General features: G+C 72.2%; 14 protein-coding genes and 1 pseudogene. 10 read left to right on the top strand and 5 right to left on the bottom strand.

The window, feature by feature from the left end; genetic code table 11:
- Positions 1 to 283 precede the first annotated feature (283 nt).
- Positions 284 to 892, top strand: a complete 609-nt coding sequence (locus ACH54P_RS47490; RefSeq protein WP_489909885.1) for an HD domain-containing protein — start codon at positions 284 to 286, stop codon at positions 890 to 892.
- 16 nt (positions 893 to 908) lie between these two features.
- Positions 909 to 1,841, top strand: a pseudogene (locus tag ACH54P_RS47485) (alpha/beta fold hydrolase); the annotation flags it as partial.
- Between the two features lie 81 nt (positions 1,842 to 1,922).
- Here ACH54P_RS47485 and ACH54P_RS47480 read toward each other — a convergent pair.
- Positions 1,923 to 2,714 (bottom strand): hypothetical protein, encoded by a 792-nt coding sequence (locus ACH54P_RS47480; protein ID WP_489909884.1) that lies wholly within the window; start codon positions 2,712 to 2,714, stop codon positions 1,923 to 1,925.
- Positions 2,715 to 2,815: 101 nt separating this feature from the next.
- Positions 2,816 to 3,697 carry an SDR family NAD(P)-dependent oxidoreductase gene (locus ACH54P_RS47475; RefSeq protein WP_489909883.1) on the bottom strand — a complete coding sequence of 294 codons (882 nt, stop codon included), beginning with the start codon at positions 3,695 to 3,697 and terminating at the stop codon, positions 2,816 to 2,818.
- Between the two features lie 92 nt (positions 3,698 to 3,789).
- Between ACH54P_RS47475 and ACH54P_RS47470 the strand changes: the two genes are divergently transcribed.
- The 4 genes from ACH54P_RS47470 to ACH54P_RS47455 all read left to right on the top strand — a co-directional run bounded on the left by ACH54P_RS47470 (position 3,790) and on the right by ACH54P_RS47455 (position 8,661).
- The gene (locus ACH54P_RS47470; RefSeq protein ID WP_489909882.1) at positions 3,790 to 4,449 is read left to right on the top strand and encodes a TetR family transcriptional regulator; all 660 of its coding nucleotides are present in this window, start codon (positions 3,790 to 3,792) and stop codon (positions 4,447 to 4,449) included.
- 312 nt (positions 4,450 to 4,761) lie between these two features.
- On the top strand, positions 4,762 to 7,047 hold the full coding sequence (locus ACH54P_RS47465) for a cellulose binding domain-containing protein (protein ID WP_489909881.1): 2,286 nt from the start codon (positions 4,762 to 4,764) through the stop codon (positions 7,045 to 7,047).
- 100 nt (positions 7,048 to 7,147) lie between these two features.
- Positions 7,148 to 7,768, top strand: coding sequence for a hypothetical protein (locus ACH54P_RS47460; RefSeq protein ID WP_489909880.1), 621 nt, complete (start codon positions 7,148 to 7,150; stop codon positions 7,766 to 7,768).
- A 5-nt stretch (positions 7,769 to 7,773) separates the two neighbouring features.
- Positions 7,774 to 8,661, top strand: coding sequence for a hypothetical protein (locus ACH54P_RS47455; protein ID WP_489909879.1), 888 nt, complete (start codon positions 7,774 to 7,776; stop codon positions 8,659 to 8,661).
- 11 nt (positions 8,662 to 8,672) lie between these two features.
- Here ACH54P_RS47455 and ACH54P_RS47450 read toward each other — a convergent pair whose 3' ends face one another.
- Entirely contained in the window at positions 8,673 to 9,278 is a 606-nt protein-coding gene (locus tag ACH54P_RS47450; RefSeq protein WP_489909878.1) for an RNA polymerase sigma factor, read from the bottom strand.
- A 135-nt stretch (positions 9,279 to 9,413) separates the two neighbouring features.
- Here ACH54P_RS47450 and ACH54P_RS47445 point away from each other — a divergent pair, with 135 nt between their 5' ends.
- The 4 genes from ACH54P_RS47445 (at position 9,414) to ACH54P_RS47430 (ending at position 14,807) form a co-directional block, all read left to right on the top strand.
- The gene (locus ACH54P_RS47445; RefSeq protein WP_489909877.1) at positions 9,414 to 12,185 is read left to right on the top strand and encodes an AfsR/SARP family transcriptional regulator; all 2,772 of its coding nucleotides are present in this window, start codon (positions 9,414 to 9,416) and stop codon (positions 12,183 to 12,185) included.
- 21 nt (positions 12,186 to 12,206) lie between these two features.
- Entirely contained in the window at positions 12,207 to 12,482 is a 276-nt protein-coding gene (locus ACH54P_RS47440) for a hypothetical protein (RefSeq protein WP_489909876.1), read from the top strand.
- A gap of 19 nt (positions 12,483 to 12,501) precedes the next feature.
- Positions 12,502 to 14,334 (top strand): RiPP maturation radical SAM C-methyltransferase, encoded by a 1,833-nt coding sequence (locus tag ACH54P_RS47435; protein ID WP_489909875.1) that lies wholly within the window; start codon positions 12,502 to 12,504, stop codon positions 14,332 to 14,334.
- Between the two features lie 71 nt (positions 14,335 to 14,405).
- A complete protein-coding gene (locus tag ACH54P_RS47430; RefSeq protein WP_489909874.1) occupies positions 14,406 to 14,807 on the top strand; it encodes a DUF6294 family protein in 402 nt (133 codons plus the stop codon).
- A 203-nt stretch (positions 14,808 to 15,010) separates the two neighbouring features.
- On the opposite strand, the gene ACH54P_RS47425 is transcribed toward ACH54P_RS47430, so the two are convergent.
- Both ACH54P_RS47425 and ACH54P_RS47420 read right to left on the bottom strand, forming a co-directional pair.
- The gene (locus ACH54P_RS47425) at positions 15,011 to 16,603 is read right to left on the bottom strand and encodes a hypothetical protein (RefSeq protein ID WP_489909873.1); all 1,593 of its coding nucleotides are present in this window, start codon (positions 16,601 to 16,603) and stop codon (positions 15,011 to 15,013) included.
- Positions 16,596 to 17,876, bottom strand: coding sequence for a S8 family peptidase (locus ACH54P_RS47420; RefSeq protein ID WP_489909872.1), 1,281 nt, complete (start codon positions 17,874 to 17,876; stop codon positions 16,596 to 16,598). Before ACH54P_RS47420 ends, ACH54P_RS47425 begins: the two co-directional genes overlap by 8 nt.
- Between the last annotated feature and the right edge of the window lie 93 nt (positions 17,877 to 17,969).

The raw sequence follows: 17,969 nt of genomic DNA, 5'->3' as shown, positions 1-17,969 counted from the left end.
GCTCCACCCGGCCCGGCGAAGCCGCCAAACGCCCGCAGCAGCGCCATCGGGGCCGGAGCCACCTCGCGCCACTCGCCGTCCACGATGGCTGCGTAGCTCGATGGACCGCCTCCCGCTCACCGCCTCGGGGAACGTGCCACCAGGGTCTCCGCCACCGTGCGGGCCAGTCCGCGCTCGGTGCGGCCGGACCGTCGGCACCCCAGCGCCACCAAGGGCGCAGCCCGGCCGTCGGCGTATGTTACGTTACACATCTGAATCGTAAAGGAACGAGTAAACTGAGGTCATGAAGCTCGACGACCTCATCCTTCCCGGCGGCGCGGCGGCCGAGAACGCCGCCGACGTGGCGAAGACCTACTCGTCGCCCGCCCTGCTGAACCATTCGATGCGCGTGTACGCCTGGGCGGTGGCGCTCGGCGAGAGGCACCACGTCGACTTCGACCCCGAGCTGCTGTTCGTCGCGGCCATGCTCCACGACGTCGGGCTGACCTCGGAGTTCGACAACCACACGCGGCCGTTCGAGGTGGCGGGCGGCGACGTGGCGTGGGTGTTCGCCGCCGGCGCCGGGTGGCCGTCCGCGCGGCGGGCGCGGCTGGCCGAGGTGATCGTCCGGCACATGTGGGCCGAGGTCGACCCGGCCGAAGACCCCGAAGGCTTCCTGCTGTCGCGGGCCGCCGCGGCCGACATCGTCGGGCGCGACGCGACCGACCTGCCGGCCGGCTTCCGCGCGGAGGTGCTGGACCGGTACCCGCGGCTGGACCTGGTGGACGACTTCCTCCGGTGCTTCCGCGACCAGGCGGCCCGCAAGCCGGACAGCTCGGCCGGCGCCGCGATCCGCAACGACCTCGCCACGAGGATGACGGGGAACCCCCTCGACCAGCCTTCGCAAAGCTGAACCACGCCCTGGAGCTGCCGGCCGCGACCGGACGCCGAGCGTGCCCGGGCACGAACTGTCCGGCGTCGTCACGGACCTCGGCTACGGCACCACCGGGCTGACCGTCGGCCAGCGGGTCTTCGGCCTGGCCGACTGGACCGGCGACGGCACGCTGGCCGAGTACGTGGCCGTGGCGGCCCGCAACCTGGCTCCGCTGCCGGCCGACGTCGACCACGTCACCGCCGCCGCCCTGCCGATCTCCGGGCTGACGGCGTGGCAGGCCCTGTTCGACCACGGCCGGCTCGCGACGGGCCAGACCGTCCTGGTCCACGGGGCCGCGGGTGGCGTCGGATCGCTCGCGGTGCAGCTCGCCCGGGAGGCGGGCGCCCGCGTGCTCGGCACCGGCCGGGCCGCCGCGGCGCTGGACCGGCTCGGCGTCGGCGACGCCGTGGTGTGCGGGCACTCCAGCGGCGGCGCGGTGGCCACCGCCCTCGCCGAGCGGCGCCCCGGCCTGGTGACCGCGCTCGCGCTCGTCGACACCGGTCCGCGCATGGCCGACTTCCTCGGCGAGGACGTCGCCGTCGAACCGGCGCAGTGGCCGCACCTGACCGACGACCGGCTTCGCCAGGCGATGAGCGCGGCGTTCAGCCGCGAGGGTTACGAGATCCCCCAGGTGCTCGTGGACGAACTGCGCGCCACGCCCTTCCCCGCCTTCGCCGCGACGACGCAGGCCGCCGGCGCCTACCTCCGCGAGAAGCCGATCCCGGACCGGCTGACCGACCTCGGGAAGCCGGTGCTGGTGCTCTTCGGCGAGGCCGACCGGCGGTGGCGCGCCTCTTCGTCCGTCGCCGCGTACCGGGCCGTCCCGGGCGTGCGCGTCGAGGTGCTGCCCGGACTCGGCCACTCCCCCATCGTCGAAGACCCCGCGCGGACCGCCGAACTCCTCCTCGCGTTCACCGCGGCGCTGTGACCACAGTGGACATCACGGCTGGTGAACGCGCAGGAACCACTGCCCGCACCGGGGTGCGGGCAGTGGTTCCTGGCGCGCGGCTTACCGGGCCTTGTTCTGACCGCGGCCCGCGGGCGCGCGGCCGTTGGCCCCGTCGCCGGGCTTCACGGCGTCAGCCTTCGGAGCCTCCACCTTCGGCGCTTCGGCCTTCGGTGCGGGCTGCGGGGGCTTCGGCGCAGAAGCGGCCGGCTGCGGCGGCTTCGGGGTCGCGGGCTTCTCGGCCGGCACCGCGGCCGTGTTCCCGTTCGCCTGCGTCGCGGGCTTCTCGTCCGCTCGCGCGCCCGTGGCTTCCGGAGCGTTTTCCTGCTCGGCCAGCGGGTTCGACCGCCGGACCTGCACGACCGCCACGATCGCCGCGGCCACCGCGCCGAGCGCCACCAGCCACGGCCAGCGCGACCGGCGGGTGCGTTCCCCGCGGGCCACGCTCTTCGCTTCCTGGAGCGCCACGGCCAAGTCGCGCTTCGCCGTCGCGACGGCCTTCCGCCGCTTGCGGCCCGACTCCCCCGCCGACCCGACCACGGTCGCGACCGCCTGCGCGGCCTTGCGGCCGGGGTCGCGCATCTTCACCGCGCGGGCCAGCACTTCGTCGCGGGCGGCGGTGGAGTTCGCCAGCACGTCGCGGCGCGAAGCCCGCGTGCTCTTGTCGAGGTCCTTCGTGGCCGCACGACCGACCTTCGCGAGCTCGCCCGCGCCTTCGGCCAGCTTCCGGTCGGTGATCTCGACCGCCCGCGCGGCCGCGGCCGCCCCCACCCGCGCGGCTTCCGCGGCGAGATCCCGTACGCCGGCCGCCGCCGTCTTCACCGATCGCCCGACCGGGGCGTCGCCCTGGCTCATGTGATCACCTCTCACTCGTCGCAGCAGGCAGCGCCTGCTCAACCTCACACCTCTGGGCTACCCACCGGAGGGCCGTCCGGAACCTGAACCACCCGACGGCGTCAAGCGCGGACGTCGGGGAGGCTCTTGCCGCGCTGGAGCCGCCAGGCGTCACCGGCCTCGTCGTGGTCCGTCGAGCGGCTGAGGTGCGCCCATTCGGCGTCCACCTCCAGGCGGTGCTGCCACGCCTCGCGGCCGAACTCGTAGGCGTCGCTGCCGGCGAGCAGGCGCAGCGGCGGGTCGTCGAGGGCCGCCACGGCGAGCACGAGATCGGCGACCTTCCGCGGGTCGCTGTTCGCGTGCTCCTCGAAGTCGGCCATCGCCCGGGCGGACGCGCCGACGGTCGCCTGGTACGGCTCGCTGACCGGCGGGGTGGCCATGGACGCGCCCGCCCACTCGGTGCGCATGCCGCCGGGCTCGAGCACCGTCACCTTGATCCCCAAGGGGACGACCTCGGCGGCGAGCGCCTCGCTGAACCCGCCGACGGCCCACTTCGCCGACTGGTAGGCGGTCATCCCGGGACTGCCGACCCGGCCACCCACCGACGAGATCTGGATGATCCGGCCGCCGCCCTGCCGCCGCAGGACGGGCACGGCGGCCTTCGTGACGTAGACCGTGCCGAGGAAGTTCGTCTCGATCTGCCGCCGGAAGACCTCGAGGGAAGTGTCCTCGAGCGACACCCGGTCGCCCTGGCCCGCGTTGTTGACCACGACGTCCAGCCGTCCGAACGCGGCGACGCCGCGGGCCACCGCGGTCTCGGCGGCGGACGCGTCGGTGACGTCGAGCCGCTCGACGTGGATCCGCTCGCCGTAGCGGGCCGCGAGGTCGTCGAGGGCGCGGGGGTCGCGAGCGGTCGCGACCACCTGGTGCCCGGCGGCGAGGGCCTGCTCCACGATCCGGCGGCCGAGCCCGCGGGACGAACCGGTCACGAAGAACACACTCATCGGAAGCTCCTTTTTAACGCAACACCTTTGCGTTAAGCCGACCATAACCGTGCTCCGGAGTTAAGTCAAAGGCGTTGCGTTACCCTGGGCGCGTGACCGAGCCCCGGCAGCGCGCCCGCTCCCCGCAGGACAAAGAGGTGCGCAAGACCGCCCTGCTGGCGGCGGCGCGGGAGCTCGCGGCCGAGCACGGCGTGCGCGAAGTCACCCTGACCGGGGTGACGACCCGGGTGGGCCTGCACCCGTCGGCGCTGCGCCGGTACTTCGAGTCCCGCGAGGAGCTCCTCCTCGAGCTGGCCGAGCAGGGCTGGGCCGACTGGCGCGACGGCCTGGTGGCCGACCTCGGCGGCCGCCGCCGGACCGCGGCCGAGGTCGCCGACGTCGTCAGCCGCTCACTCGAGCGGCTGCCGCTGTTCTGCGACCTGCAGACCCACGTGGTCCTGAGCCTGGAAGGCGCGGTCCGCCTGGAGCGCGCCCGCCGGTACAAGACGGCGGCGTCCGAAGCGTTCGACGCCATGACGTCGGCCCTGGTCGCGACCGGGGCGGGCCTGGACGACGACGGCGCCCGGACGGTGCTGACCGCCGCGATGAGCTGCTCGGCGTACCTGTTCCAGCTGTCCCGCCCGTCGCCGACCCTGCGCCGGCTGTACGAGGAGGAGCCGCGCTGGGCGCACAGCGCGCTCCGGTTCCGCGAGCAGCTGACAACCCTGCTGACGGCGGTCACCGTTGGCGCGTGCAGAACCGCAGAACCGTGAACCGGCGCGCCACCCCGGTCGGCCGAAAGCCGGGAACGCGATCTCTCGGGACTCGATGAGCTTTCCGGGCCCCGGGGTGTCCACTCCGGACGCCCCGGTTCAGTGACCGGAGCGGATTTCCGATGGGCCCCCTCCGGGCGCCGACCTGGGGCGGGGAACCCGAACCGGCCGATCTCACCGGCACCCCGAATTGTTCACATACATGTACGCCATTCACATACATTGACGCATGTCGGGATCGTGACCTATAAAGGGTTCCGTCCGGGTGTCACGCCGCAGCACCTCCGCATCCAGTTGTTCCGGAGGTTTCGGGTGACCCGAAACGGATCTCTTCGTCGTGCTGTCCTCGCCGCCGCGGCCGCTTGCCTGGTCACGGCCGCGCTCGTCCACGGTTCCCCGCCTCGCGCCGAAGCCGCGCCGGGGCCGGGGGCCCGCACCGGTCTCGATCTCGGGGCCGCCAACCGGCGGGCGCCCGTCGCCGGGCTCTACGACTGGAGCAGAGCCGGGTACCGCGGCGGGGCCGCGCTGCCCGGTGACGCCGACGTCAACCCCGACCCCGCCTGCCGGATCACCCCGGCCGAGCTGGCCGGCCAGTTCGGCGTGAAGCCGGACGACGGCGCCGACGACACCCAGGGCATCCAGGCCGCCATCGACTCCGTCAAGGCGGCCTGCTCCCCGTCGGCGAACTACACCAGGCTGAGCCTGCTCACCTTCCCCGCCGGGCAGCTCGACGTCACCCGCGAACTGCACGTCGACGCCGACTACCTGATCCTGCGCGGCGCGGGCAAGGACGCGACCCGGTTCTCCTACCGGCCCGACGGGAACACCCGCTACGACACCCTGACCCCGGACGGCTCGGACTGGGACGAGGACGGCATGACGTCCGGGGCCGGCAAGGGCGGCTGGCTCTGGCCGGGCCGCGGGCTGTTCCGCGTCCAGTCCCGCGGCGTCGATCCCGCCTACAGCAGCGACTATTCGGCCGCGCCGGCCAACCGCAAGGACATCTTCGAAGGCACGGTCAACGTGCACTGGAAGGCCGGCGTGAAGCTGCGGGCCAAGCCCGGCGACACCGGGTTCGCCGCCCGCACCGGCGACCGCGTCGTGTACCTCGCCTCCAGCGGCTCGCTCGCCAAGCTCGTCACCGGCGGGTACGTCAACATCCGGGCGGCCAACACCACGAAGTTCTACCAGCAGCAGAACGCCACCGGCACCGCGTACCCGTTGCTGAACATGCACATGCGGCAGCAGATCTTCCGGATCACCGCCGTCGACGCCACCAACCGGACGATCACGGTGGACAAGCCCCTCGAGTACGACGTCCCCGTCAATTCCACTTCGGACGGATCGGCGCCGATCGACGGCGCGACCTACGACTCGAAGGCCGCCCCGCTCGTCGACCCCGTGCTCGGCGTCGGGTTCGAGAACCTCGGCTTCACCCAGCCGATGCCCGGCCTCGACCCGGCGGCCGCCGACGACAACTACGGCAACATGGCGCCCGACGCGGAAATGCACGGCATCGTGTTCAAGTGGGCGGTCGACGCGTGGGTCCGCGACGTCCGCACCGACATGACCGGCTCGCACCCGATCGTCACCGAAGAGGCCAAGAACCTCTCGATCGTGGACAACGAGCTGAACGGCGCCTGGAACAAGGGCAAGGGCGGCAACGGGTACTTCCGCGGCTCGCGCGTGTGGGACTCGCTCTACGCGGGCAACACCTCGACCCGGTTGCGGCACTTCACCTTCCAGTGGTCCGCCGCGGGCAACGTCGTGATCGGCAACTCCTTCGACTCCGACCTCAACCTGCACGGCGGCTGGGAACGCAACAACCTCTTCGAGCTCAACACGGTCCGGGTGTCCTACGCCCACCGGTCCGGCAGCTGCACCGCCAACTGCGGCGAGGAGGGCGGCGGCGGGCCGGACGCCTCCACGTGGTTCCCGATCTGGTGGGGCGCCGGGCAGAAGGCGGTCAAGTGGTCCGGTTCCTCCGGCTACCGCAACGTCTTCTTCGGCAACACCATGACCAAGCAGGTCACCGCAGGGGCGCCGTACACCGCCTACTACCCGGACCAGCACCGCGTCTACCAGTTCGGCTGGGACGGCGCGGCGTTCCACCACCTCGACGTCGCGGGTGTTCCGATCACCGACTGGGCGCAGAACGAACAGCGCGACTACACCGGCGGCCACGGCGTCGACGCGACCATGACCGACGCGGGCGCGTCCCTGTTCCTCAAGTCGGTCGACGGCTCACCCGTGCCCACCACGACCACGACGACACCGGCGCCGCCTTCCGGCTGCCTGACCGCGACCTTCGCACGGCCGTCCACATGGGACACCGGCTACACCGCGAAGATCACCGTCGCGAACACCTGCGCCACCGCGAGCACGGCGTGGCGGGTCGGCCTCGACCTGCCGTCCGGCACCACGATCGCGAGCTCGTGGAGCTCGGTCCGCACGAGCACCGGCCAGCACCACGAGTTCGCCGGCACCGGCTCCCACGGGACGATCAAGGCCGGGGGCAGCGTGACCTTCGGGTTCACCGCCGCCGGAACGGGGCTGCCGACCACCTGCGCCGTCGGCGGTGTCCCCTGCACGACCTGATCGCGGCGCGTTCCTGACGGGCGGCGGGACGTCGGTCCCGCCGCCCGTCGCCGTATCACCGCCCCTCCTCCGCGGCTCTGCACGCCGAGGAGGAACCGCGATGAACCGTTTCCGCTCCAGCCGTCACGGCCTTTCCGTGGCGCTCGCCATGCTCACCGCTGCGGCCGGCTGCTCGGCTCCGGCCGGTCCCGAGGCCGAGAGCACCACTTCGGAAGCCCCGCTTTCGACGTCGGCCCCGAGCACCGAACCCACCGGCCCGGAGACGCCGGGCACCGCCGGCGACGACGGGGTCGCGATCTCGCTCGCCCAGCTGCCGATCGGCGGCGGCGCCGACGACGACACCGTCGCCGCCCAGTGCGTGGACGTCAGCTGGCTGCAGCCGGAGATCCTGCCGGACGGCGGGGTGAAGGTCACCGGGATCCAGCTCACGCCCCGGGGCGTCTTCAGCGTGGGCGGCGGCTGCGGGGAATCTCGCGCGTGCGCGTCGTTCACCTTCCGCGCGGACGCCCGCAGCTGTTCGGTCGCGGTGAAAGCGCTCGGGACCGGCCGCAGTGCGCGGCTCACGGTCAAGGGCACGGCCGCCTGCGCGCCCGGGCGGGAGAGCGCCTGCCGGGATCTCCGCGCCCGGGTCGCGCCGGGATCGATCTCCCTGCACCAGCCGGACGCGACCGCCGGACCGCCTTCGTCGACGTCCGAGACGTCGCCGAGCCCGACCGGGTGACTCCGATGCCCGAGGAGTCACCCGGTCGGATCGAGCGTCTCGTCGACGCGGGCAAGTCGGTCATCCCGCCGCTGACGCTGCTCAGCGCGCTGATGTTCTACTTCGGCTACGTGTCGGCCCGGGCGCAGTACGAGTACTTCGGCGTCGACGTGGACACGATCGGGCTGGGCACGCAGGACTACATCATGCGCAGCCCCCAGCCCCTGCTCACCCCGCTGCTGGTGCTCGCCGCGGCCGGGGCCGGCTCGGTCGCCATCCACGCCGCCGTCCGCCGCCGCGTCCAGGCCGCGTCCGCCCCGCGGACGGCCACGCGGATGCGCCGGCTGGGCCGCGGCCTCCAGGCGACCGGGCTCCTCCTGCTCGTCACCGGTCTCCTGCTGCTCTTCGGCTACGCCTTCCTGCGTGACTGGCGGTGGTACGGGCTCGCGACCCCGCTGCTGATCGCGGCGGGCGGCACGCTCTTCCGGTACGGCTCGACCATCCGCAGGCTGCTCCTGCCCCGGAGCGACGCCGCGCCCTCGACGTCGCTCCAGCGGGGTTCCTTCGCCCTGGTGATCGCCGTCAGCGCGTTCTGGATGACGGCCACCGTGGCGCAGTGGTCGGGGCGCGGGCTCGCGATGGACGAGGCGAGCCGCCTCGGCGACCGCCCCAGCGTCGTCCTCGACACGAAGGAAAGCCTGTTCCCGCGGAGCCCGGGGGTCCAGGAAACGAAACTGCCGCTTTCCGAAGGGCAGACCTTCCACTACCGGTACCGCCACCTGCGCCTGCTCATCCACGGCAAGGACCGCATGTTCCTGGTCCCCGACACGTGGTCGGCCAGCAACGCGACGATCATCGTCCCCCTCGACGGTTCGGTGCGCGTCCAGTTCCCGTTCCGGAACCACCGTCCCTGACCATCGGCGTATCAGGCGGTGGCCCGCTCGCTCTGAGGGACATGACCACGGCAGTCGCGCCGATCATCGGCGAGCAGCGCCGCGATCGCCGGCACGCGGCGGACCCGGTCGAGGCACCGCGCCCTCGACGGGCCGATCGAGCCGACCGGGATGCCCAGCGTCGCGCTGATCTCCCGGTAGGACCGGGGCGGGTCGCAGAACAGCAGCGCGAGCAACTGCCGGTCCCGCAACGGCAACCGGGCACACGCGTCGCGGGCGACGGCCCGGCGTTCGGCTTCGATCAGCGTCGCGTCGAACCCGGGGTCGGTCCGCTCCCCGAGCGGCGGGCTGTCGGTCGGGATCTGCCGGTTCCGGTGCCGCAGCAGCCTCAGGCACTCGTGCCGGGTCGTGGTGCGCAGCCAGCCGGGCAGCGCCTCCGGCTCCCGCAGGTGCGGCAGGTTCGTCACCAGCTGCAGCCACACCGCGCTCCTGACGTCCTGGGCGTCCGCGTTGTCGATCCGGTACTGCGCGCAGACCGAGGAGACCAGCGAAGAATAGCGGTCGACGATATCCCGCCAGGCCCATTCGGCACCCCGTGCGGCGTTTTCCACCAATGGCGTCGGCGACTCGTGGTACACGGCCCCTCCTCGTACTCGGTTGTTCCCGAGTTCACGATTTCGCCACGCCCTGCTCGCCGACCTTGCCGAGACCTTGCGGGGCGAGCAGCATCGACACGGCCGGGCGTGACCAGTCGATTGCCGGGAGTCCGCCGCATGGAGTTCCTGCTGTTCGGGGAGGTGCAGCTGAGCGTCGCGGGCCGGTCGCTGGACCTCGGCACGCCGCGCCAGCAGGCGGTGCTCGCGGCGCTCGCGGTCGACGCGGGTCGCCCGGTTCCGATCGAAACCCTCATCGACCGCGTCTGGGGCGATGATCCGCCCGGCGAAGTTCGCAATGCGCTGTATTCCCATCTGAGCCGGATCCGCCGGCTGCTCGAACAGGTTTCGGAAGCGACCGGCACGCCGGCGGGCATAGAGCGGAGAAGGGCCGGTTACGTGCTGGAAATCGATCCCGGCGTGATCGATCTGCACCGGTTCACGAGGCTGGTCGAGCACGGGAACGACAGCCGGGGCACCGACGCCGACCGGGCCGCGGCCCTGCGCGAGGCGCTGCTCGGCTGGCGGGGCCCGCCGCTGGCCGGCATCCAGGGCGGCTGGGCCGAGCGGATCCGCGCGACCTGGCACCGGCGCCGGCTCGACGCGGCCGTGCGCTGGGGCGAACTCGAGCTGCGGCTCGGCCACGCCGGCACGGTCATCGCCGCGCTGGCCGACCTCGCCGAGGAGTACCCGCTCGCGGAACCGCTCGAAGCGCTCCTCATGCGCGCGCTGCACGCCGAGGGGCGCGACGCGGAGGCCGTCGACCGCTACGACGTCGTCCGGCAGCGGCTCGCCGACGCCCTCGGCACCGATCCGGGGCCCGAGCTGCGCGCGCTGCACGGCGAGCTCCTGCGGGGTGAGCTGCCGTCCGGGCCGCGGGCCGCACCGCCGTCCGGGCCGGCGCAGCTGCCGCCCGACACCCCGGGTTTCGCCGGCCGCGAGAGCGCGTTGCGCCGCCTCGACGAGGTGTGCGCGGGCCCGTCCCGCACCGCGCGGATCGTCGTCCTGTCGGGCACGGCCGGGGTCGGCAAGACCACCTTGGCCCTGCACTGGGCGCACGCGGCCGCCGGCGCCTTCCCCGGCGGCCAGCTGTACGTGGACCTGCGCGGGTTCCACCCGGCCGGAGCGCCGATGACGCCGGCCGAGGCGGTGCGCGGGTTCCTCGAAGCCCTCGACGCCCCGGGTGCCCGGATCCCCACCACCCTGGAGGCCCAGGTCGGCCGGTACCGGACCCTGCTGGCCGACCGGCGCGTGCTGGTGGTGCTCGACAACGCGGGCGACGCGGACCAGGTGCGTCCGCTCCTGCCCGGCGCGCCCGGCAGCGTGGTGCTCGTGACCAGCCGGGACCAGCTCACCGGGCTGGTCACGGCCGGGGCGCACCCCATCGCCGTCGACCTGCTCGACACGGCCGAGGCGCGCGCGGTGCTCCGGCGGCGGATCGGCGCGGACCGGATCGCGGCCGAACCCGCCGCGGCCGACGAGATCATCGGCCTCTGCGCGCACCTCCCGCTGGCCCTCGCCGTGGTGGCGGCCCGCGCGGCGATCCACCCCGGGTTCGGCCTGGCCGCGCTGGCCGGGCAGCTGCGGGACGCGCGCGGCCTCGACGAGTTCGCCGCCGCCGACCCGGCGACCGACCCCCGGGCCCTGTTCTCCTGGTCGTACCTGCGGCTCGACCCGGCCGCCGCGAGGACGTTCCGCCTCTTCGGCCTCCACCCCGGGCCCGACATCGGCACCCGCGCGGCGGCGAGCCTGGCCGGCCTGCCCGCCGGCCGGGTGCGGGCGATCCTGGCCGAGCTCGCGCACGCGCACCTGATCACCGAGCACGCCCCCGGCCGCTACTCCATGCACGACCTGCTGCGCGCCTACGCCGCCGAACTGGTCCACGAGACCGAGTCCCCCGCCGAGCGGGAGGAAGCCGTCCACCGCCTGCTCGGCCACTACGCCCACACGGCCTACCACGCCGACGGCTTCCTCGACCCCCGGCTCGAGGTGCCGCCCACGCTGACCCCGCTCCCCGCCGGGGCGGAGCCGGAACGGATCACCGACCACCGCCAGGCCCTGGCCTGGTTCGAGGCCGAACACCGGGTGCTGCTCCAGGTCGTCCACCAGGATTCGGACTTCGACGCGCGCGTCTGGGAGCTCGGTTGGTCGATGCAGCGGTTCCTCGCGATGCGAGCGCATTGGCACGACGAGAGCGACGTCCTCAAGGCGGCGCTGGCCGCCGCGCACCGCCTCGGCGACCGGCGCAAGCAGGCGTTCGTGCACCTGCACCTTGCCGGCACGCACGTCCGGTTCGGCAGGCACCCCGAAGCCCGCGACGATCTGCGGTCCGCACTCACCCTGTACCGGGCGATCGACGACGTCGTCGGACAGGCCTACGCACACCGCCAATTCGCCTGGCTCCTCGATCGGCAAGGGGCCGTCGCGGAGGCCCTCACCCACGCCGAACAGGCCCTGGAGCTGTTCAGCGCGGCCGAGCACCGCACCGGACAGGCGACGGCACTCAACGCTGTCGGCTGGTTCCACACCCTGCTCGGCGAGCACGCCGTGGCCATCGACTACTGCCAGCAGGCCCTCGATCTGCAAACCCAGCTCGGCGACGACATGGGCGCGACCCAGAGCTGGCACAGCATCGGCTACGCCCACCAGCAGCTCGGCGACCACTCCCGGGCGATCGCCTGCTACGAGAAGGCTCTGGAGTTCGTGCACCGCAACGGGAACCTGGTGATCGAGGCGCGGATGCTCATCGACCTCGCGAACCTGCGACGCGACCTCGGCGACGTCGAGTCCGCCCGCACCGGGTGGCAGCAGGCCCACGACATCCTCGCCCACCTCGCCCACCCGGAAGCCGACGAGGTGCGGACGAGGCTGGCAGAAGTACACAGTGGATAGTCACCGAACAGGAGGGGTTTCATGTCCGAGGACGAAGCGGCGGAGCTCGTCGAATTCTGGCAGAAGGTCCAGAAAATTCCGGGACTGTCGAAGTCGCAGCTGGGCCTGTTGTCCGGCAGTCTCAAGCTCGCTTGGCTTTCGGTCGCGCAAGAAGAGGAACTGAGGGAAGGGTTCAAGGGTTCGTTCACGCCGGAACAGGCGGCGGTGATCGAGAACTATGCTCCCGGCGAAGGAAATGTCCACCTGGTGCCCCGGCTCATCGAGGGCTCCATCAGGTCTGACATCACGTCTACGTGAACCGGGTGGGATCCCGGCTGTGACCGCGTCGCCGGCGGTGCTCGTGTCCATGCCGTTCCTGGAGGCCGACCGGCCGTCCATCCAGCTCGGGCTGCTCCAGGCGATCGGGCGGCAGCACGGCTTCCCCGTGCGGACCCTGCACGCGAACCTCGACTTCGCCGTGCGGATCGGCGTGGACCGCTACCAGGCACTGGCCGAGCACCGCGGGCGGCAGCTCGGGGACTGGCTGTTCTCCGTCGAGGCGTTCGGGGACGCGGCACCGGACCCGGACGGGAAGCTGCTCGCGGAGCTCGGCGCCGAACTGTCCTACCTGGACGTTCCGGCGGCGCCGGCGCGGGACTGGCTGGCGGCCGTTCGCGAGCACGACGTTCCCGCGTACCTCGACGCCGTCGCCGAGGAGCTCGCCGGCACCCGCGTGGCCTGCTTCAGCTCGACGTTCCAGCAGAACGCGGCGTCGTTCGCGCTCGCCCGCCGGCTCAAGGAGCGCGACCCCGGCGTCGTCACCGTGTTCGGCGGGGCCAACTTCGAGGGCGAAATGGGCCTGGAGCTGGTCCGGTCGGTCGAGTGCGTCGACTTCGCCGTCCTCGGTGAAGGCGATGTGGCGTTTCCGCGCCTGCTGGAGGCGCTGGCGAACGGCACGGACCCGGACGGGATCCCCGGCGTCGCCCGGCGGGCCGGCGAGGAGGTCGTCGCCACGCCCGCCGCGGCGCCGCACGAACGGCTCGACAACCTGCCGGTGCCGGACTACGACGAGTACTTCGAACGGGCGGCGCGGCTCGGGCTGCCGACCGAGCACGTCGCGCTCCCGTTCGAGTCGGCCCGCGGGTGCTGGTGGGGCGCCAAGCACCACTGCACGTTCTGCGGGCTCAACGGGACCACCATGCGGTTCCGCGCCAAGTCGCCGTCGCGGGTGCTGGGCGAGCTGGACCGGCAGGCGCGGCGGTACCGCACCTTCCGGTTCACCGCGGTCGACAACATCATGGAACCGGGCTACCTCAAGGAGCTGGTGCCGGCGCTCGCCGAAGCCGGCCGGGAGTACCAGATCTTCTACGAGGTCAAGGCGAACCTGACGCGGGCCCAGCTGAAGCTGCTCGCCCAGGCGGGCGTCACCCAGCTGCAGCCGGGCCTGGAGTCGCTGAGCTCCGAGGTGCTCCGGCTGATGGACAAGGGCGTCCGGGCCGCGCAGAACGTCAACTTCCTGCGCTGGGCCCGGTACTACGGGATCGGCGTCGGCTGGAACATCCTCTGGGGGTTCCCGGGCGAGCAGGCTGAGGAATACGCGGCACAGGCGGCCGTCGTCCCGCACCTGGTCCACCTCCAGCCGCCGGCCGGCGCGGACCGGCTGTGGCTGGAGCGGTTCAGCCCGCTGTTCACCCGGCCGGCCCGGTTCCCGCTGCGGACCCGGGAACCCGAGCCGAGCTACCGCCACGTCTACCCCTCCACGGTGGACATCGACCGGATGGCCTACTTCTTCGGCTACGACCCGGAAACCGCGCTCGACCCGGACGTCTACCGCCCCCTGGGCGACGCGGTCGCGGCGTGGTCCGAGGCCTGGCGGGCGGACCGGCCACCGGTGCTGGTGTACCGCAGCGCCCCCGGCTTCCTGCAGATCTACGACGGCCGGCACCCCGAGACCCGCGGCACGCACACCTTCCACGACACCCTCGCCGACCTCTACCTGGCCTGTGTGGACCGTCCCCGCACCGCCAGGGCCGTGCACCGCGAACTCGGCCTCACCGTCCCGGTTTCCGCGGTGGAGCGGGCCTTCCGGCGGTTCGGGGAACGCGGGCTCATGTTCCTGGACGGCAATCTCGCCCTGTCCCTCGCGCTGCCGGCGACGCCCGGCCGGTAACCGCCGGTATCAAGCCCGTCGCCGACGCCTCTGTCCAGCGGCAAGGCCGAGACGAGTGGAAGGCGCGCGACATGGACCCGTCGGTCATTCTGCAGACCCCGAACGCTGCGGCGAAACGGCTCACCGGCTGGACGCCGTGGGAATTCACCTGGAGGTTGATCAGGAAGGGCGACGGCACGATGGCGGAGGGCGCGAGGTGGACCCTGTGCCCCGACGGATCCGCCACCTTCGCCGCGACGGTGACCAGCGAGGTCGACGACGACGCCTGGGTGATCCGGCAGGTCGACCTGCTCGACACCCACCGGAGGATCCTGGGTTCGCTCGCCACCGAGCACCCCGTCGAAGGAGACTGGCGCAGGTTCGTGCGGGCCATGCCGAGCAGCGGGGAACACTACCGGTTCCGCGCCTGGGCGAGTTTCGACGTCGGCCTGTGGGACGACATCGCCCACCTGAAGATGTATTCGAGCTGCTGAAGCCGTTCCCGCCGGCGGCTGATCGCCTGGGCGCGGGCAAGGCCGGCCGGCGCTCGGCGGGCAAAGCAGTTCAACCGGTTCGAGATCCGCGGGGCGACGATCGGCCTGGTCGCCGCGGGGGCGCTCGCGCGGGCGTCGAGCGCCGGGCATGCCTTCGGGCGGACCGGGTTTGCCGGGCTGGGACACCACGCTGAGGATCGTCCTCACCGCGAAGTCGGCGGGACCCAGCTTTTGCGGACGGTCGGGAGTTTTGGCCAGCGCCGGCCCCGGCCCTGCGGGCAGCGCTGCATCTGCGCCTTGCCCCTGTCGCGCCACTCCCCTGGAAGATCGGGGGCCGGACATCCACCGGCGCCTGGCGCAGTTACCAAACCACGGTTGTCCTGGGGGAGATCGTTCAGCGGGCGCCGAGGTGCTTCGCCACCCTGTCCAGCTGAACGGTGTGTTCGGCCATGGCCTTGGTCTGCTTCTCCAACGCCTCCGTGCGCCTGACCTCCAGCGGCACGGCGCCGCCGTCGGCGTCCTGCTCGCCGGCACGCTGCAGCAGCGGCGATCTCCACCTTGCCGACGTGGTTCTTCCTGGGGTTGAACGTGACCGAAGCGGTGAAGGCCAGGTTGCCGGCTTTGAGCGTCATGTCGTCGGTTTTCAGCAGCAGGTAGGAGACATTGGCGCCGCCGAGGAACGCGACCGATGTCTTCCACACGCTCCGCCTGGTGATCGTTTCGCCGCCGATCGGACCGGCGGCGACGTGCAGGACGTGGCTGATCCGCGGTGCGGTGTGCAGCTTGTCCCGCATCGCTGCGACGACGATCGGCGGGTAGCCGCCCGGTGGTGCCGTGGTGGCCGCGGCGACGAACGAGTCGAAGGATTCCAGCACGGACGCGGCGGCTTGCGTCGCGGCCCGCAGCGGCGCGATCCGCTTGTCGGAGTCCGTCCTTCTTTCCCTCGCCTCGGCGAGCTGTCTCTCCAGGTCGTCGTCGCGCCTTCCGTCTTGGCGCAGCTTCAGCACCGCCACTTCCAGCGCGGAGATCTCGGCCGTGACGGCGGCGATGAAGCGCTCGGCCGGTGCGATGTCCACCTCGGTGGTGGTGACCTTGAGGGTCTCCAGCTGGTCGCGGAGGGCGCGCGCGGCGATCAGGCGCCGAAGCGGACCGGTCTTGGCGAGCTCGAAGGCATCGACGTCGACCTTGATGTTCCTCGCCGCCAGCGCCCCTGCCATCGCGGCGGTCACGGAGCCGGGGTCGGCTGCCACCTCCCGCCCGACCATCGTGTAGTCCGAACGGAACATCCCGACGAGGTCGGCGGCGGCTCCCAGGACAGCGGCAGGCAAGGCGATCGCGGCGGCGACCTCGAAACTGGCCAGCCCGTCGTCTCCGGAGGCCGCAGGAGGTTCCTTCGTGAACAGCTTTTTCGCTTCGCGGAGTGCCGTCTCCAGCCGGTCCAGTTCGGCCAGCACGACGGTGTGGGGCCAATCCGACGCGATCAGGTCGCGCCCGGCCACCAGGAGCACCCGGTCGTCCTCGGCGAGCAACGCCGCGATCTGCCCGGCCGCCTGCTCGAGCACGGCGTGGGCGACGAGGTCGGCGATGAAGCCGGATTTCTCGCTGACGTCGACCTTGCCTTCGACCGGTTTGGTCGCGGACTGCGGGAGCTTGGCGGTGAACCGGGCCTGCTCGGCCTCGGCGATCGCTTTCCGGGACTCGGCTTTGAGCTGACGCAGTTTCAGTTGCCGGGCTTCCTCGTCCAGCTGGACGTCGTCGTCGCCCTTGGCCTGCTCGTCCGTCGCCGCGTCAGTCATCACAGTCCTCCAGCACTCGACGGGACAGACGACCGTGTCCGTGCGCTTCCCGGTCATAGCCGACCATGTCGTCTCCGCTGGTGGTCGCGAGCTGATCGAGCAGTTCGTCCCGGGACTTGCGCGCCAGCTGATCGGCGATCACCGCGGTCGCGTAGGCGCAGGCGAAGGAGGTGCCGAGGAAGGACTTGCCGCCGGCCTCAGCGGCTCGCTCCACGCGCCCGTCGCGGTCGTCGCCGCCGGGCAGGAACCAGACCCGCGGATGCTCGTTGCCCAGGTGGTCACGGGTGCCGGTGTTGCTGAACCGCGAGACCCCTCGGTCCGAGTTGAGAGCGCCGACCGCGATCACATCGTGGAACCGTGCCGGATACGACAATGCCGTGCGCCGCGCGTTACCTGCGGCCGCGACAACCACGGGCGGATGCGACGACTGAGCCAGCACACCGAGGACGCGCTCGAACAGCTGCGACCGCGACGAATTCGCGGCCCGGCCGCAAGTGGCGCAGTCCGGTTTGTCGAGTCCGAACGCGAGGCTCAGGTTGACGACGTCGACCTCGACCAGGTTCATCAGCGCGGCGAGGACGTCGAACTCGCTGGCCCGGCCGACGTCGTCCGCGATCCGGTAGACCTTGAACCGGGCCGTGGGCACGAGATCCGCGATGATCGCGACGACGGCGGTGCCGTGCAGGACCCGATCGCCTTTGGCACCTTCTTCCGGCTGACCGAACTGGCGCGGCGTGACCAGATCGATCTCGGCGACCACCCGATCGGCGAACCGGCTCGACACACCGGAGTCGACCACGGCGACCACCGGCGGACGGCCGTCCTGGCCGGACCGGTTCGCGGGGCCGAAGCCGCACAGCCGGCGATACTGCTCATGGGTGTCGGTCAGGCGGATCTCGGCGCCTTCTGCCGGCCGGTCCACCCAGCCGTCGACGGTGATCAGGTGGTTGGGCTGCACCCAGACGTCGAGCAGGAGCGTGGCCGCGTGCTCGTCGCCCAGCAAGTCGAACACGATCAACGCCTCGAGGTAAGCGTGGCGCAAGACGTCGGCGCCGGAGCTTTCCTCCCCCGGCGGAACCTGGACGCGCCAGACGTGCAGGGGCAGCTCCTGATCCGGCGGCGAACTCCCGAGCGGCCGGCGATCGTCGAGCCGGCTCAGCACCTGCATGCCGTGCTCGTGGCCGTGATCGTCGAACCAGGCCGTCATCGCCCTGACGGCGGGGGCGTGACGGGGAAACGCGAGCAGGACCTCACCGGGCACGTAGTCGCACATGGTCTCTCACCACCGCCGGGCTTTGCGGACAGGACCTAACGCAAGTCGCCGCAAAACACGAAGCGTTACGAACTTCTCACCCGCCACTCAGCC

This window comes from Amycolatopsis sp. N2S4-7 (genome assembly GCF_058119595.1).
Note: the sequence above shows the minus strand (reverse complement) of the source record. Positions and strands in the feature narration are given on the sequence as shown.

Excerpts from the sequence above, each read along its gene's own strand:
- ACH54P_RS47445 (WP_489909877.1), top strand. The coding sequence starts at position 9,414 with ATGGAGTTCCTGCTGTTCGGGGAGGTGCAGCTGAGCGTCGCGGGCCGG.
- ACH54P_RS47460 (WP_489909880.1), top strand. The coding sequence starts at position 7,148 with ATGAACCGTTTCCGCTCCAGCCGTCACGGCCTTTCCGTGGCGCTCGCC.
- ACH54P_RS47490 (WP_489909885.1), top strand. The coding sequence starts at position 284 with ATGAAGCTCGACGACCTCATCCTTCCCGGCGGCGCGGCGGCCGAGAAC.
- ACH54P_RS47425 (WP_489909873.1), bottom strand. The coding sequence starts at position 16,603 with ATGACTGACGCGGCGACGGACGAGCAGGCCAAGGGCGACGACGACGTC.
- ACH54P_RS47420 (WP_489909872.1), bottom strand. The coding sequence starts at position 17,876 with ATGTGCGACTACGTGCCCGGTGAGGTCCTGCTCGCGTTTCCCCGTCAC.
- ACH54P_RS47475 (WP_489909883.1), bottom strand. The coding sequence starts at position 3,697 with ATGAGTGTGTTCTTCGTGACCGGTTCGTCCCGCGGGCTCGGCCGCCGG.
- ACH54P_RS47455 (WP_489909879.1), top strand. The coding sequence starts at position 7,774 with ATGCCCGAGGAGTCACCCGGTCGGATCGAGCGTCTCGTCGACGCGGGC.
- ACH54P_RS47440 (WP_489909876.1), top strand. The coding sequence starts at position 12,207 with ATGTCCGAGGACGAAGCGGCGGAGCTCGTCGAATTCTGGCAGAAGGTC.
- ACH54P_RS47480 (WP_489909884.1), bottom strand. The coding sequence starts at position 2,714 with ATGAGCCAGGGCGACGCCCCGGTCGGGCGATCGGTGAAGACGGCGGCG.
- ACH54P_RS47430 (WP_489909874.1), top strand. The coding sequence starts at position 14,406 with ATGGACCCGTCGGTCATTCTGCAGACCCCGAACGCTGCGGCGAAACGG.